The following is a 14,795-nucleotide window of genomic DNA, read 5'->3' on the forward strand; positions in this document are numbered from 1 at the left end:
CCGCGCCGGACCGCTCGGCTCAGCCGACCAGCCACACCCCCGGGCGGCCTGCGCCGTCGGCCCCGCTGACCCACACCGTCGCGCCGTCGGAGGCCGTCGCGACGTCGGCCGCCTGCCCGGCCGCGGCCAGCCGGACCGGCTCGGTGGTGCCGGTGGCCAGGTCGACGACGAACAGGTGCGGCACGCCCGCGACCGAGCCCGGCAGGTAGGCGGTCGCGCCGGCCGGGTCGACGGCGAGGTCGCCGCCGGGCACCGCGCCGGCGGGCAGGTCGATCTCCTGCAGCACGTCGCCGGACACGCCGACCAGGCGCCACGTGACGTCGGCGGGGTCGGCCGGGTCCCAGCCCGCCACGGTCACCCAGGCGGTCCCGTCGCCGCCCACGGCCACCTCCCCGGCGCCGCTGGCCCCCTCGCCGGAGCCGAGGTCGACCGGCCCGCCCGGCGCCTCGGCCGACGCGGCGTCCACGGTGGTGAGGACCGCGCGCGGCTGCACGCCCTCGACGTCGACGTCGGCGTCGAGGGCCACCACCAGGTCCCCGTCAGGTGCGACGGCCACGTCCTGCGGGAGCGCGGTCGTGGCGCCGGGGACGGCGAGGCTGGTGGTGGCCAGCACCCCGCCGTCGGCGGCGTCGACGGCCACCAGGTGCGGCGCCTTCGCCCCGGCGCCGAGCGCGAGCACCAGCGTGTCCCCGCCCTCGGTGAGGACGGTGGCGCGGGTCCGGCTGCCGGCCAGCTCGGGGGAGTCGACGGCGACCGTGTCGGTCCGCCCGCTCGGGTCCACCCGCAGCAGCCCCCAGCCGGCGGCCCTGTCGGGCCGTGTCAGCTCGCCGACCACCAGCACGCCGTCGGCGGTGGCCTGCAGGTCGACCAGCTCCGACACCGCGGGCACCGCGACGGACGAGACCGGCTCGGGGGTCACCGGGGACCCCTCCCCGCCGCCGTCGGCGGTGACCGGGCCGACGTCGACGAGGACCGCGCCCGCGGCCGGGTCGGAGGGGTCGCGGTCGAGCCACACGAGGACGCCGTTGCCCCCGTCGGCGGCCAGCGCCACCGCGGCGACCGCCGGGCCGGCGTCGGCACCGAGGTCGGCGAAGCCGAGCACCTCGGTCAGGCGCGCCGGCGGCCGGTCCCCGGGCCGGCCGGGGACGTCGGACACCGCGAGCGTCCCGGGGCCGGGCGGGGTCGCGGTGCCGGTTCCGGCGGCGGCGCAGGCCGGGAGCAGCAGCGCGGCGGCCAGGCAGCCGGGCAGCACGAGGCGGCGGGGGATCACGGTCGCGACCCTCGCCGGGCGGGCTTGCACCGGTCCTGCGGACGACTTGCGGGCGCGGCCGTTCCGGAGGGCGGGTCCCGGGGGTAGGTCCCCGGGCGTGAGTGGACACGTCTTCGTGGTCGGCGCCGACCTCACCCGCCTGTCCTGCGACGACGTGCTGGTGCCCACCGGGCGCACCCTCCGCGTGGCCGCGAGCTGGCGGGACCTGCTGCCGGCCGAGCTGGTGCGCGACGAGGACGAGCAGGGGGTCTGCGTCGACCTCGCGTGGTGCGGCGACGAGCGGGTGCTGCCGGTACCGGGCGGCGGGCCGCGGCAGGCCTGGCTGCTCGACACCGTCGACGACGACGGCCGCGGCCTGGACTGGCTCCTCGACGGCGCCCGCGAGGCGCTGGCCGCCGTCGCGGGCCGGGAGGTGGCGCAGCCGGTGCACGGCCGGGCCCGGCGGCTGGTCGGCCTGCCGGCGCTAGGCACCGGCTGGGGCGGTGCGGCCGGGCGCCGCGGTGACCTCATCCGGCAGCTGCTGCCGGTGCTGCGCGAGGCCGCCGACGAGCACGGGTTCGACGTCGCGCTGGTGCTGCGCGGGTCCAGCGACCTGGCCGCCGCGCAGCGGATCCGCCGCGGGGAGGGCACCGGCTGGGACCTGCCCCAGCCGCTGTGCGTGCTGGCCGAGCAGCTGGGGGAGCGGGCGCGGCGCGGCCAGCTGGCGCTGTTCATCGGCGCCGGCGTGAGCGCCGCCGCGGGCCTGCCCACGTGGGAGCAGCTGCTCGGCGAGCTGGCCGGGCACTCGGGCCTGGGCGAGGACCTGCGCGAGGGCCTGTCCCGGCTGCCGCCGCAGGACGCCGCGGCGCTGCTGGCCCGCGAGCTGGGCCGCGAGCGGCTGGAGGAGTTCGTGCAGGACCGCTTCGGGCCCGGCCCCTACGCGCTGGCGCACGCGCTCATCGCCGACCTGCCGGTGCAGGAGTTCGTGACGACGAACTACGACCCGCTGGTGGAGCTCGCCGCCACCGACATCGGCCGCGACCTGTCGGTGCTGCCCTACGACGAGGCGCGGCCCGGCCGGCCCTGGCTGCTCAAGCTGCACGGCGACGCCGCACACCCCGACAGCGTCGTCCTCACCCGCGAGGAGTACCTGCAGCTGGGCGACTCGCGGGCCGCGCTGGCCGGCGTCCTGCACTCGCTGCTGCTCACCCGGCACGTGCTGTTCGTGGGCACCTCGATGCTCGACGACGACCTGATCCGCATCGCCCACCAGGTGCGCAGCGCCGTGCAGGGCTCCCGGGAGTCGCGTCCGTCGGGCACCGTGCTGGCGCTGCAGGAGGACGTCGCCCGCAGCCGGCTGTGGGAGCAGGACGTCGAGACGGTCGCCATGGCCAGCGGGGACACCTCCCCGGCGGAGGCGGCACGGCGGCTGGAGGTGCTGCTCGACCTCATCGGCTGCCTGTCCACCCCGCCGACGGGCTACCTGCTCGATCCCGCCTACCGCGGCATGCTCGACGCCGACGAGCGCGGCCTGGCCGAGGCGCTGCAGGAGGTCGCCACCCGGCTGCCGGAGGGCACGGCGACGACGTCGGCCGCCGGCGAGGTCGCCGCGCTGCTGCGCCGGCTGGGCCACGGCCGCTCGGCGGGCCGGCGCGACGACCGCCCGGACGGGGCGGCGCCGCCCGACACGGCGACCGAGCCGCGCGACGACCGGCTGCAGTCCCAGCGCCCCGGCTGAGCGGTTGCCGCCCCCCGGTCCGGGGCACGGGCCGACCCATGCGTCTGGAGAACTCCCTCGCCCTGCTGGCCAAGGGCTACGCCTGGCTGCCCGACCTGCGCCGCGCGCACGGCGGGCAGGCGGTCGGCACCCGGCTCGCCGGCCTGCCCGCGGTGGGGATCGAGGGCCCGGAGGCCACCCGCTTCCTCTACGACGAGGACCACGTGCGCCGCTCGCACGCCATCCCCGAGCCGGTGCAGGGGACGCTGTTCGGCAAGGGCGCGGTGCACACCCTCGACGGCGAGGCGCACCGCGTCCGCAAGGCGCTGTTCGTCCGAGTGCTCATGGACCCCGCCGGCATCGACGCCCTCGTGCAGCGCGCGACCGCGGCCTGGGACGACGCGGCGCGGGAGTGGGCCACCCGGCCGCAGGTGGTGCTCCTCGACGCGTCGTCGGAGGTGATCGCCGGCGCGGTGACCCGCTGGGCGGGCGTGCCGGTGTCCGACGCGGAGGTGCCGGCGCTGGCCGCCGACCTGCGCGCGATGGTCGACGGCTTCGCCACCGCCGGCCCGCGGCACTGGCGCGCCCGCCGGGCCCGGGGACGGCGCGAGCGGTGGCTGGCCGGCATCGTGGAGCGGGTCCGCTCCGGCGAGCTCGACGCACCGTCCGGGTCGGCGCTGCAGGTCACCGCCGCGCACCGCGACCTCGACGGCGGCCTGCTCGACCCGCGGCTGGCCGCCGTCGAGCTGCTCAACGTCATCCGGCCGACGACGGCGGTGTCCTGGTTCACGGCCTTCTCCGGGCACGCGCTGGCCCGCTGGCCGCAGTACCGGCAGCGGCTGGCCGGCGCCGACCCGGCGTTCGCCGAGGCGTGGGCGCACGAGGTCCGGCGGTTCTACCCGTTCGCGCCCTTCATCGGCGGCCGGGCACCACGGCGCCTGGAGTTCGGCGGGCAGACCATCCCGCGCAACGCGATGGTGCTGCTCGACCTCTACGGGCAGAACCACGACCCGCGGCTGTGGGAGGACCCCTACGCCTTCCGCCCCGAGCGCTTCCTCGGCCGGGAGATCGGCGCCGACGAGCTGGTGCCCCAGGGCGGCGGCGACCCCCGCACCGGCCACCGCTGCCCGGGCGAGCAGATCACAGTGGCGCTGCTCGCGGCGCTGGCCCCCTGCCTGGCGCGGCTGCCCCTCGACATCCCCGCCGACCAGGACCTGACCATCTCACTGCGGCGCATCCCGGCCCGCCCGGCCAGCGGCGTCGTCCTCCGCCCGGCCGCCGCCCGGGGGTAGTCCCGGCGGCGCTCGTGCTCTGCCCCGCACCGCGGGGCAGAGCACGTGGACGTGCAGAGAACTCTTCGCACGATCGTCGTGCTCTGCCCCCAGGTGGGGACAGAGCACGACTGCCCCCCGCAGCACCCCCGGCCGAGGACGGGCGGGAGCGGCCGCCCGCTACGCCGCGACGGCGCCCAGCCCGGCCAGCACCGCCGGCAGCGGGCCGGGGGAGAGCACGGTCAGCCGCTGCGTGGCCCGGGTCAGTGACACGTAGAGGTCGTTGAGGCCGCGCACGCCCTCGTCGAGCACCCCCTGCGGGTCCACGACGACGACGGAGTCGAACTCCAGCCCCTTGGCCTCGCCCGGCAGCAGCACCACCGGGCCCAGCGAGGAGTCGGCGTCCGGCCCGGACTGCACGTCCGGCCGCAGCGCCGACAGCGCGGCGACGACGTCGTCGCGCCGGCTCGGCGGCACGACCAGCGCCGTCGTCCCCTCGTGCCCGGCGAGGTCGGCGCCGACGGCCGCGGCCCGGGCGGCCAGCCCGGCCTCCCCGGTGACCTCCGCGACCGGGGGCGCGCCGCCGGTGCGCACCGATCGCGGCGGCCGCAGGCCGGTGCCGGTGGCGGCCAGCACCTCGGCGGCCACCGCCATGACCTCCGCCGGCGTCCGGTAGTTGACGGTGAGCTCCTCCAGCCGCCAGGCGCTGCCGACGTGCGGCGCGAGCACCTCCTCCCAGCGGTCGGTGCCGGCCAGGCTGCCGGTCTGGGCGACGTCGCCGACGACGGTCATCGACCGGGTCGGGCAGCGGCGCACCAGCAGCCGCCACGCCATCGGGGACAGCTCCTGGGCCTCGTCGACGACGACGTGGCCGAAGGTCCACGTCCGGTCGGCGGCGGCCCGCTCGGCGGTGGTGCGCAGGTCGAGCTCGCGGTGCCGGTCGGCGAGGTCCTCGGCCGACAGCAGGTCACCGGCGCTGAGCACCTCGGCGGCCAGGTGCTCGTCCTCCAGGTCCACCGACCGGGAGCCGTGCAGCACGTCGAGGGTCTCCTGCGCCCGGCGCAGGGCGCGCTGCCGGTCGCGGTCGGCGCGGGCGCGCTGGGCGCTGTCGTCGAAGCCGAGCAGCTCCTCGGCCTCCTCCAGCAGCGGGACGTCGGCCGGGGTCCACTGCGCCGGTCCCGTGGCGCTGCCGCGCGGCCGGTGCAGCAGCGCCCGGTCGGCGTCGGACCACCCCGGCGTGGCCTCGGCGATGCGGGCGGGGTCGGCGTAGAGGTCGGTGAGCAGCCGCTCGGGAGTGAGCACCGGCCACAGCCGCGCCAGCAGCGACCGCACGGCGGGGTCGGCGGCCACCTCGCGGCGCAGCGCGGCGATGTCCTCCCGGTCGAGCAGGTCGCGGCCGGCCTGCACGCCGGCGCCGAGCCGGTCGACGTAGCGGCGGGTGAGCGTGTCGACGACCCGCTGCACGAACACCGGCCGGCCCAGGTTGTGCAGCGGGTCGGCCTTGCGGGCGGCGGTGCGCGCGCGGCTGACGTCGACGGGACGCAGTCGCAGCCGGTAGCCCTCCACCTCCAGCTCGACCGGCGCCTCGGGCACCACCTGGCGGGCGGCGACCGCGGCGCGCAGCACGTCGACCATCTCCAGCCGCCCCTTGACCGCGGCCGTCTCCGGGGACTCCTCGCCGCGGGCGTCGAGGCCCGGCCGCAGCTGGCCCAGCCCCGCGAGCAGCACCCCGGTCTCGCCGAGGGAGGGCAGCACGTCGGCGATGTAGCGCAGGAACGTCGGGGTGGGGCCGACGACGAGCAGGCCGCGGCGGGCCAGCCGCTCGCGGTGGGTGTAGAGCAGGTAGGCCGCCCGGTGCAGCGCCACCGCCGTCTTGCCGGTGCCCGGCCCGCCCTGGACGACGAGCACGCCCGCGGCGTCGCTGCGGATGATCCGGTCCTGCTCGGCCTGGATGGTGCGCACGATGTCGGTCATGCGCCCGGTCCGCGAGGCGTCCAGCGCCGACAGCAGCGCCGCCTCGCCGGTGAGCCCGGAACCGGCGATGCCGGTGGTGAGCACCTCGTCGTCGAGCCGGACGACGGTGCGCCCGCGGGTGCGGATGTGCCGGCGCCGCACGATCCCCAGCGGGTGCACCGGCGTGGCGGTGTAGAACGGCCGCGCGGCCGGCGCCCGCCAGTCGACCAGCGCCGGGTCACCGCCCGGGTCGTCGGCGGGCAGGCCGATGCGGCCGACGTAGAGCGCGCCGCCGTCGTCGGCCCGGTCGATGCGGCCGACGCACAGCCCGGCCTCGGCGGCGTCGAGGGCGACGACCCGCTCGCCGTGGAAGCGCACCGTGGCGTCGCGCTCCTGCAGCGCCTGCGGGTCGACGGCGGGCCAGGTGATCGCCTGGCGCATCCGGCGGGCGGCGAGCTCGCGGGCGGCGTCCAGGCGGGTGTAGAGGTCGGTGACGTACTCCTGCTCGCGGGCCAGTTCGGGGTCGGGGACGACGTCGGACGGGGTGGCCGGCAATGCACTTCCCTCTGCTAGAATGGTTGCCGATCTACTTCTCGCCGCCATTCCCGTGCCATTCCGGGACCGTGCGGCAACCGCCCATCTTGCGCTCTCCGCCCGGCTGTTGTCACCTCTCGCACGCGTGTCGTGTGCCGCTGCCGGACACGCGCCCGCCGGCGCCGGGGAGGAGGACGGGGGAGCCCACGTCCTCCTGGCCGGCGCCGGCCGCGGCGTTCACCGGTGCGGGCTCAGAACAGCGTCCGCAGGGCGTCGGCGGCGGCGTCGACCGCGTCGTCGTCGGCGGTGTTCCCGGTGATGGTCAGGGCGCCGGTCTTGGCGTCGATGCCGCTGTCGGCGGTCTGCTCGGAGACCAGGCCGTAGCCGTACTCGACGCTGACCTCCCAGTAGGCCCAGCCGTCGGCCTCGGCGAAGACGTAGCTCACCGACGTGTAGGCGTAGGACGCGGAGGTCGCGAGCTCGGAGTGGTCGGCGTAGCCGTCGTCGTCGTAGTCGTAGGCGACCGCGTCGACGTAGCCGTCGTAGTCGGTGTCGGCGCCCCAGACGTCGGGCAGGCCGTTGTAGGTGGTGTCGACGCCGACCTCCTCGACGTAGCCGTCCTCGTCGCTGTCGAAGGCGAAGGTGTCGGCCCAGCCGTCGCCGTCGGTGTCGACGGCGACCTGCTCGGTCAGGCCGTTCTCGTCCCAGTCGACCGCCCAGGTGTCCTCGTAGCCGTCGCCGCTGTCGTCGAAGGCGTAGAGGTCGATGTAGCCGTTGGCGTCGGTGTCGTAGGCGTTGTAGGCGTAGGAGTCGGCCGACGCGGTGCCGGTGGTGGCGACCACCGCGGCGAAGGCGGCGGTGGGGACGGCGGCGCGGAGCAGCGTGCGGGTCAGGCGGGTGCGGGTCATGGCAGTGCCTCCTCGGTGGGGAGCCGCGGTCCGGCTCGCTGGGGAGGACGCTCCCGCCCGCCTCCTGCGCGGGACTGCAGCGCGACTGGGAGGCCCACTTGCACCCGCGTCCCAGTGCCCTCCCAGTCCCGCGTGGCGGGATGGCCCCGAGCCCGGGGAGGCCCGTCACCGTCGGCTACCTGATCGACACCTCCCCGTCATACCGGCGGCCTACCGTCGGGGGCTCCCGGACGACAGGGGAGAGACACCGATGAGCACCACCGTCACCGGACGCACGACCCGGCGCACCGCCGAGCGGGCCACCTGGACCTGCCCGAACTGCTCCGGCGAGACCACGACCGTGAAGAAGCGCTGCCGGGACTGCGGCACCTCCCGCTGGTAGCAGGGGGCCGGGCGCGCCGCACCGGCGTGTCCCGGGGCCCTGCCGGACCGGACGGGGACAGGGACGCCTCCGTCCGTTACGGTCGGAGCGGTGAGCGTGGTCACGCGGAACTGTCTGCGCGTGAGCGGTCCGGAGGCGGCCCGGCCGATGCTGCTGGCGCACGGCTTCGGCTGCGACCAGACGATGTGGCGCGCCGTCGCGCCGGAGTTCGCCGTCGACCACCGGGTGGTCACCTTCGACCACGTCGGCTCCGGTGGCTCCGACATCGGCGCCTACGACCCGCAGCGGTACGCGTCGCTGGCCGGCTACGCCGACGACGTCGTCGCGATCTGCCGCGAGCTGGACCTGCACGACGTGGTCTTCGTCGGGCACTCGGTGAGCGCCATGATCGGCGTGCTCGCCGTCCTGCGGGCACCGGAGCACTTCGGCGCGCTGGTCATGGTCGGGCCCAGCCCGCGCTACGTCGACGACGAGGGCTACACCGGCGGCTTCAGCCGGGCCGACGTCGCCGCGCTGCTGGACTCCCTCGACAGCAACCCCGACCAGTGGGCCGCGGCACTGGCCCCGGTGGTCGCCGGGCCGGGCAACCCGGAGGTGACCGCCGAGCTGACCGCGAGCTTCTGCCGCACCGACCCCGTGGTGGCCCGCCAGTTCGCCCGGGTCACGTTCCTCTCCGACAACCGCGCCGACCTGCCCGCCGTCCGCGTGCCCACGCTCGTCCTGCAGTGCACCGACGACTCGATCGCACCCGAGCCGGTCGGCCGCTACGTGCACCAGCAGGTCCCCGGCAGCGTCTTCACGCAGCTGGCCGCGACCGGGCACTGCCCGCACCTGTCGGCGCCGGAGGAGACGGTCGCGGCCATCCGGGCGTTCCTCGAGCGCTGAGGCGGACCGGCACCGTGGGGGAGCAGCAGGAGGAGCGCCTGGCCGGACTGGCCCGGCTGCTGGAGGAGGACCCGGCCGACCTCTACGAGAACGCGCCGTGCGGCTACCTGTCGATGGTCCCCGACGGGCGGGTGGTCAAGGTCAACGGCACCTTCTGCGCGTGGACCGGCCACCCGCCCGAGGGGGTCCTCGGCCGCCGGCTGCCCGACCTGCTCAGCGCCGGCGGGCGGGTCTACTACGAGACCCACCTCGCGCCGCTGCTGCGGCTGCAGGGGGCGGTGCGGGAGGTGGCCCTCGACGTCGTCCGCGACGACGGCTCGGTGCTGCCCTGCCTGGTCAACGCCGTCGAGGTGCGCGACGACGAGGGCCGGCCGCTGCTGGTGCGCGCCACGGTCTTCGAGGCCACCTCGCGGCGGCGCTACGAGCGGGCGCTGCTGACCGCGCAGCGGGCCGCGGCCGACTCCGAGGCGCGGGCGCGCACGCTGCAGCGCGTCGTCTCCGAGCTGGCCGCCGCGGCCTCGGCCGAGCAGGTCGCCGACGTCGTCGTCCGCCGTGCCCGGACCGCGCTGCAGGCCGGGGGCGCCGGGCTGTGGCTGGCGGTGCACCGGCCCGGTCGCGTGGCGGAGGGGCGGCCGGTGCCGGTCGCCCTCGCCGCCGCCGACGGCCTGGCCCCCGAGCTGCTGGCCGCCCTGGTCACGGCAGCCGAGGACGGCGTGGAGCTGGTCCGCACCGGCGGGGTGCGGGCGGTGCCGCTGGGACCGGGGCTGCGCGAGCGGTGGCCGGAGCTGGCCGCGACGATGGCCGAGGCCGGGCAGGAGTCGGTGGTCGTCGTCCCGGTGTCGGCCGCCGACGACCGGCACCTGGGGGCGCTGGTCCTCGTCCTCGGCGTCACCGACGACAGCGAGCTGATCAGCCTGAGCGAGCCCGGCACCCGCGGCGCGCTGGCCCCGGCCGACGCCGACCTGCTCGCGACGCTGGGCCGGCAGGCCGGTCAGGCGCTGGAACGGGTCCGGCTGTACGAGGAGACCGTCCGGCAGGCCGACCGCTCGGCGTTCCTGCTCGAGGCCGCGCGGCTCATGGCCGCCGGGCACGGCATGACCGAGACGGTGGAGGGCCTGGCCGCGCTGGCGGTGGCCCGGCTGGCCGACGTCTGCGTGATCGACGTGCTGACCGAGCGCGGGCTGGTCGAGCCGGTGGTGGCGCACGCCGACCCCGCCCGCCGGCACCTGGTCGAGCAGCTGCGCGACCACCACCTGCCGCGCCGCGACGGCAACCACCCCAGCGTGCAGGCGATGGCCGGGCGGCGGACGGTGTGGCTGCGCGGGGTCGACGCCGGCCGGCTCGTGCGCATGGTCACCGGCCCCGGCCACCTGGCGGTGACGCAGGCGCTGGAGCTCACCGACCTCGTCTGCGTGCCGCTGGTCGCCGACAACCGCCCGCTCGGGGTCATCACCCTGGGCAACGACACCCGGCGCGGCCCGTTCACCGAGGCCGACGTCGAGACCGCCGAGCAGCTCGCGCTGCAGATGTCGCAGGGCCTGGAGGTCGCCGCCCGCGTCGAGCTGGAGTCGCGCACCTCGCACGCGCTGCAGGCCAGCCTGCTGCCGCCGGTACCGCCGCACGTGCCCGGGCTCGCGCTGGCGGTGCGCTACCTGCCCGGCAGCCGCGGCGCCGACGTCGGCGGTGACTTCCACGACGTCGTCCCGCTGCCGGAGGGCGACGTCGCCCTGGCCGTCGGGGACGTCGTCGGCCACGACGTCACCGCCGCGGCGACCATGGGCCAGCTGCGCAGCGTGCACCGGGCGCTGCTGGCCGACCGGCCGGGCCCGGCGGAGCTGGTCGAGCGGCTGCACGGCAGCTGGCCGCTGCTCGGGCTGCCCCGCATGGCCACGGCGCTGTTCGCGCGGCTGGACCCGGCCACCGGGGCGCTGCGGATCGCCTCGGCCGGGCACCTGCCGCCGCTGGTGGTGGGCGGCGGCCGGGCCGAGCTGCTCGGCGTCGTCCCCGGCCGGCTGCTGGGCGCGCCCCCCGGACCGGCGCCGGAGTGGTCGGGGGAGCTGCCGGTGGGCGCCACGCTGGTGCTCTACACCGACGGGCTGGTCGAGAGCCGCACCGCCGACCTCGACGCCGGCCTGGCCCGGCTGCGGGCCGTCGCCGTCGAGGGCGCCGGCCGCGCCCCGGCCGACCCGGACGAGCTCTGCGACCGGCTGCTGGCCGCGCTGACCGGCCCCCGCCGGGCCGACGACGTCGCGCTGCTGGCCCTCACCCGGCTCGCCTGAGACCCCTCCAGGGGGTGTCTGACGGACCTCCAGCCTCGGTAGCACCGCCCAGGCGGCGCTCCGCTGCGTTCGAGGCGCCGCCGGATACGAACCCGGTATCCGGCGACGCCTCGGCCTTGCGGAGCAACCCCCTGACCGGCGCTCCCGTCGGCATGGGTCCGTCAGACACCCCCTAGCGGCCGGGGCCGCCCGGGCGGACCATCCCCGTAGCCGACACCGAGGAGGCGGCCGTGGGACCTGGCGACGAGGACGACGCCCCGCGGCGGGCGCCCGGCGACGACCTCGCCGACGCCCTCGACGGGGCCGGCGGCGACCTCACCGTCTCCGCCGACGCGATGCGCTGGTCGCCGGACCAGGCCGCGACGCCGGCACCGCCGCGCGCGCTGCCCGGCGTCGACGTCGCCGTGGGCATCGGCGAGTTCCTCGGCTTCGACGCCGCCGTCCTGCGCCGGCTGGTGTCCGGCGTGGCGACCCGGCTGGCCACGGCCGCCGGCGACGCCGTCGCGGAGCTGCGCCAGCTGGCCGCCGACCGCCTCCCGGGCGACGACCGCCGCTGACCCTGCCGGGCGCGCACCGCCCGGTGCGCTGTACAACCGTGGCGGAGCACTGCCACGCCGACGTGGGGGGACCGCAGTCCACATGAGCACCGACCAGCTGACCCTGGCGCCCGCGCCACCGTCCGAGGCCGCCGAACAGGTCCGCCTCGAGGTGCGGCAGTTCCTCGCCGAGGAGCTCGCCGCCGGCACCTTCACCACCCACGTCGACACCTGGTTGTCCGGCGTCGACCCCGACTTCTCCCGCAAGCTCGGCGCCCGCGGCTGGCTCGGCATGACCTGGCCGAGGGAGTACGGCGGCCACGAGCGCACCGCGCAGGAGCGCTACGCCGTCACCGAGGAGCTGCTCGCCGCCGGCGCACCGGTGGCCGCGCACTGGATCGCCGACCGCCAGTCGGGGCCCAACCTGCTGCGCTACGGCACCGAGGCGCAGCGCAAGGAGATCCTGCCGCGCATCGCCGCGGGCGAGTGCTACTTCGTCATCGGCATGAGCGAGCCCGACAGCGGCTCCGACCTCGCCTCCATCCGCACCCGCGCCACCCGCAACGCCGACGGCGACTGGGTGGTCAACGGCGCCAAGGTGTGGACGAGCAACGCCCACCACTCCCACTACGGCATCGTGCTGGTCCGCTCCGGCCCGCCCGGGGAGGGCCCCCGCGGCAAGCACCAGGGGCTCACCCAGCTGCTGGTCGACCTGTCGCTGCCGGGCATCACGGTCAACCCGATCCGCATCCTCGACGGCGGGCACCACTTCAACGAGGTCGTGTTCGACGACGTCGTCGTCCCCGGCGACATGCTGCTCGGCGTCGAGGGCGCCGGCTGGCACCAGGTGACCGCGGAGCTGGCCTACGAGCGGTCCGGGCCCGAGCGGTTCCTGTCCACCTGGCCGCTGCTGGCCGAGTTCGGCCGCCGCGCCGCCGCCTCTGGCGACCCCGCGCAGCTGGCGGTGCTCGGCCGGCTGTCGGCGCGGGCGCTGGCGCTGCGGCAGCTGTCGCTGCGCATCGCCGCCGCGCTCGACCGCGGGGAGCTGCCCGACATCCCGGCCGCGCTGGTCAAGGACGTGGGGACGACGTTCGAGCAGGACGTCGTCGACGAGGTCCGGCGGGTGGCCGACGTGCCGGCGTCGCTGGACAGCCCCGACCCACTCGGGCGGGCGCTGGCCGAGGCGCAGCTGCACGCGCCGGGTTACACGCTGCGGGGCGGGACCAACGAGATCCTCAAGGGGATCGTGGCGCGCGGGCTGGGGCTGCGATGAGCGACCAGGACCTGGTGGTCGCGACCGTCCGGGAGATCCTCGCCGGGCACGAGCCGTTCGTGCTCACCGCCGAGCGGCCGTGGGACGAGGGCCTGTGGGCCGACCTCGCCGACGCGGGGCTGACCGGCGTCGGGCTGCCCGAGGAGGCCGGCGGCTCCGGCGGCGAGCTGGCCGACGCCGTCGCGGTGGTGCGCACGCTGGCCGCGGGCGCCGGCGCGGTGCCGGTGGCCGAGCAGCTCCTCGTCGCCGGGCCCGCGCTGCTGGCCGCCGACCTCGACCTGCCCTCCCCGGAGGAGCCGCTGACGGTCGCCCTGGACGGCGCGGTCACCGCCGAGCCCTCCGACGACGGCGACGGCCCCGGCCGGTTCGTCCTCACCGGCACCGCCACCGACGTCCCGTGGGCCGGCGTCGCCCGGCACGTCGCGGTGCTCGCCGCGCCGCCGGCCGGCATCCAGGGCGCGGTGCTCGCCGTCGTCGACGCCGCCGGCCTCGACGCCTCCCGGGCGGTCAACCTGGCCGGGGAGCCGCGCGGCTCGCTGGTGCTCGACGGCGTCGGCGTACCGGGTGCGCTGCTGTCCCCGGCCGCCGTCGACCTCGTGCGGGCCCGCGCGGCGCTCGCCCGCGCGGTGCAGGTCTCCGCCGCGCTCGAGCAGGTGCTGGCCTGGACGGTGCAGTACGCCGGCGAGCGGGTGCAGTTCGGCCGGCCGCTCGGCAAGTTCCAGGCGATCCAGGTGGAGCTCGCGCAGATGGCCGGCGAGGTCACCGCCACCGCCGCGCTCGTCGACGCCGCCGTCCAGGCGCTCGACCGCGGCGCGGACACCGTGGTGCTCGCCGCCGCGGCCGCGAAGGTGCGCGCGGGGGAGGCCGTGGAGACCGTCGCCAAGCTCGCCCACCAGGTGCACGGCGCCATCGGCTTCACCCAGGAGCACCGGCTGCACCACCTCACCCGGCGCTGCTGGTCGTGGCGCGACGAGGCGGGTACCGAGCTCTCCTGGGCGCGCACGCTCGGCGCCGGCCTGGTCGCCGCCGCCCCCGACGACGTCTGGCCGGCCTTCACCCGGGTGGTGTGAGCTCCCGGGCGCCGGCCGGCTGGCGCCTCAGACCGTCTCGGGGATGCGGAGGTGGGCGAGGACGAGGTCGAACTCGTCGTGGTCGACGACCTCCATCCGCATGAGGCGGGCGAAGTCGTCCCGGCTGGCGCGGGCGTGGGTGCGGCTGGCGGCCATGGACTCGCGGTCCTCGAACGTCACCGCCGAGACGCCCAGGCCCTGCTCCCGGTCGAGGAACAGGCTCACGCTGCAGAAGCCGCCGTAGCCCTCCATCCGCGGCACCATGATCGTCCGGTAGGCGTCGAGGATGCGGTCGACGTCGGCGGGGTCGGCCCGCGTCCACGTCACCCGGGTGCACGCGCCCGACGGCGCCTCCGAGCGGCGGTGCATCACCGCGATCTCCCACTCGTGCACCTCGGGCGGGCCGCCGAAGATGCTGCCGGCCCGCTCCCGCAGCCCCTTGACCCCGTCCTCGCTGGCGGCCATCGCCTCGCGGTCGCGCCAGGAGGAGGTGACGACGCAGCGCCCGGTCTCGCGGTCGGCCAGCATGGACAGGCCCACGTTGCCCGGCATGCCCGTGATCGCCGGCATGACCTCGTCGCAGACGTAGGCGATGCCGTCGTCGATGGTCATGGGCGTGCCGGTGAGCGTGGTCGAGCGTGCGTACATGCCGTCCTCCTGTCGGACGGCGGCACCCGCGCGGCACCGCCGCGTGCCTCAGCTTCCTCGGCCGGCGGTGCCAGCGGAAGCCCCCGCCCG

At 77.1% G+C, this 14,795-nt stretch carries 12 protein-coding genes; 8 read left to right on the forward strand and 4 right to left on the reverse strand.

Features of this window, described 5'->3' with window-relative positions; genetic code table 11:
• Positions 1-19 precede the first annotated feature (19 nt).
• Positions 20-1,270, reverse strand: coding sequence for a hypothetical protein (locus tag ACI8AD_RS17050; protein WP_456871708.1), 1,251 nt, complete (start codon positions 1,268-1,270; stop codon positions 20-22).
• 97 nt (positions 1,271-1,367) lie between these two features.
• On the opposite strand from ACI8AD_RS17050, the gene ACI8AD_RS17055 reads away from it, so the two are divergent.
• The gene (locus ACI8AD_RS17055; protein ID WP_456871709.1) at positions 1,368-2,987 is read left to right on the forward strand and encodes an SIR2 family NAD-dependent protein deacylase; all 1,620 of its coding nucleotides are present in this window, start codon (positions 1,368-1,370) and stop codon (positions 2,985-2,987) included.
• A 38-nt stretch (positions 2,988-3,025) separates the two neighbouring features.
• Complete coding sequence (locus tag ACI8AD_RS17060; RefSeq protein WP_456871710.1) at positions 3,026-4,258, forward strand: cytochrome P450; 1,233 nt, start codon at positions 3,026-3,028, stop codon at positions 4,256-4,258.
• 159 nt (positions 4,259-4,417) lie between these two features.
• Here ACI8AD_RS17060 and ACI8AD_RS17065 read toward each other — a convergent pair whose 3' ends face one another.
• Both ACI8AD_RS17065 and ACI8AD_RS17070 read right to left on the reverse strand, forming a co-directional pair.
• The gene (locus ACI8AD_RS17065; protein ID WP_456871711.1) at positions 4,418-6,745 is read right to left on the reverse strand and encodes a HelD family protein; all 2,328 of its coding nucleotides are present in this window, start codon (positions 6,743-6,745) and stop codon (positions 4,418-4,420) included.
• Positions 6,746-6,975: 230 nt separating this feature from the next.
• Positions 6,976-7,632, reverse strand: coding sequence for a hypothetical protein (locus ACI8AD_RS17070; protein ID WP_456871712.1), 657 nt, complete (start codon positions 7,630-7,632; stop codon positions 6,976-6,978).
• Between the two features lie 250 nt (positions 7,633-7,882).
• Between ACI8AD_RS17070 and ACI8AD_RS17075 the strand changes: the two genes are divergently transcribed.
• The 6 genes from ACI8AD_RS17075 (at position 7,883) to ACI8AD_RS17100 (ending at position 14,057) form a co-directional block, all read left to right on the forward strand.
• Positions 7,883-8,014, forward strand: a complete 132-nt coding sequence (locus ACI8AD_RS17075) for a hypothetical protein (protein WP_281252231.1) — start codon at positions 7,883-7,885, stop codon at positions 8,012-8,014.
• Positions 8,015-8,134: 120 nt separating this feature from the next.
• Positions 8,135-8,899: an alpha/beta fold hydrolase gene (locus ACI8AD_RS17080; protein WP_456871713.1), complete on the forward strand. Its 765-nt coding sequence runs from the start codon at positions 8,135-8,137 to the stop codon at positions 8,897-8,899.
• A 14-nt stretch (positions 8,900-8,913) separates the two neighbouring features.
• Complete coding sequence (locus ACI8AD_RS17085) at positions 8,914-11,178, forward strand: SpoIIE family protein phosphatase (RefSeq protein WP_456871714.1); 2,265 nt, start codon at positions 8,914-8,916, stop codon at positions 11,176-11,178.
• Between the two features lie 230 nt (positions 11,179-11,408).
• Positions 11,409-11,735 (forward strand): hypothetical protein, encoded by a 327-nt coding sequence (locus ACI8AD_RS17090; protein WP_456871715.1) that lies wholly within the window; start codon positions 11,409-11,411, stop codon positions 11,733-11,735.
• An 82-nt stretch (positions 11,736-11,817) separates the two neighbouring features.
• Positions 11,818-12,987 carry an acyl-CoA dehydrogenase family protein gene (locus ACI8AD_RS17095; protein ID WP_456871716.1) on the forward strand — a complete coding sequence of 390 codons (1,170 nt, stop codon included), beginning with the start codon at positions 11,818-11,820 and terminating at the stop codon, positions 12,985-12,987.
• Positions 12,984-14,057: an acyl-CoA dehydrogenase family protein gene (locus tag ACI8AD_RS17100; protein ID WP_456871717.1), complete on the forward strand. Its 1,074-nt coding sequence runs from the start codon at positions 12,984-12,986 to the stop codon at positions 14,055-14,057. The genes ACI8AD_RS17095 and ACI8AD_RS17100 overlap by 4 nt, the downstream gene beginning before the upstream one ends.
• A 27-nt stretch (positions 14,058-14,084) precedes the next feature.
• On the opposite strand, the gene ACI8AD_RS17105 is transcribed toward ACI8AD_RS17100, so the two are convergent.
• A complete protein-coding gene (locus ACI8AD_RS17105; RefSeq protein WP_456871718.1) occupies positions 14,085-14,705 on the reverse strand; it encodes a putative quinol monooxygenase in 621 nt (206 codons plus the stop codon).
• Positions 14,706-14,795 lie beyond the last annotated feature (90 nt).

This window comes from Geodermatophilus sp. SYSU D00766, from assembly GCF_054049915.1.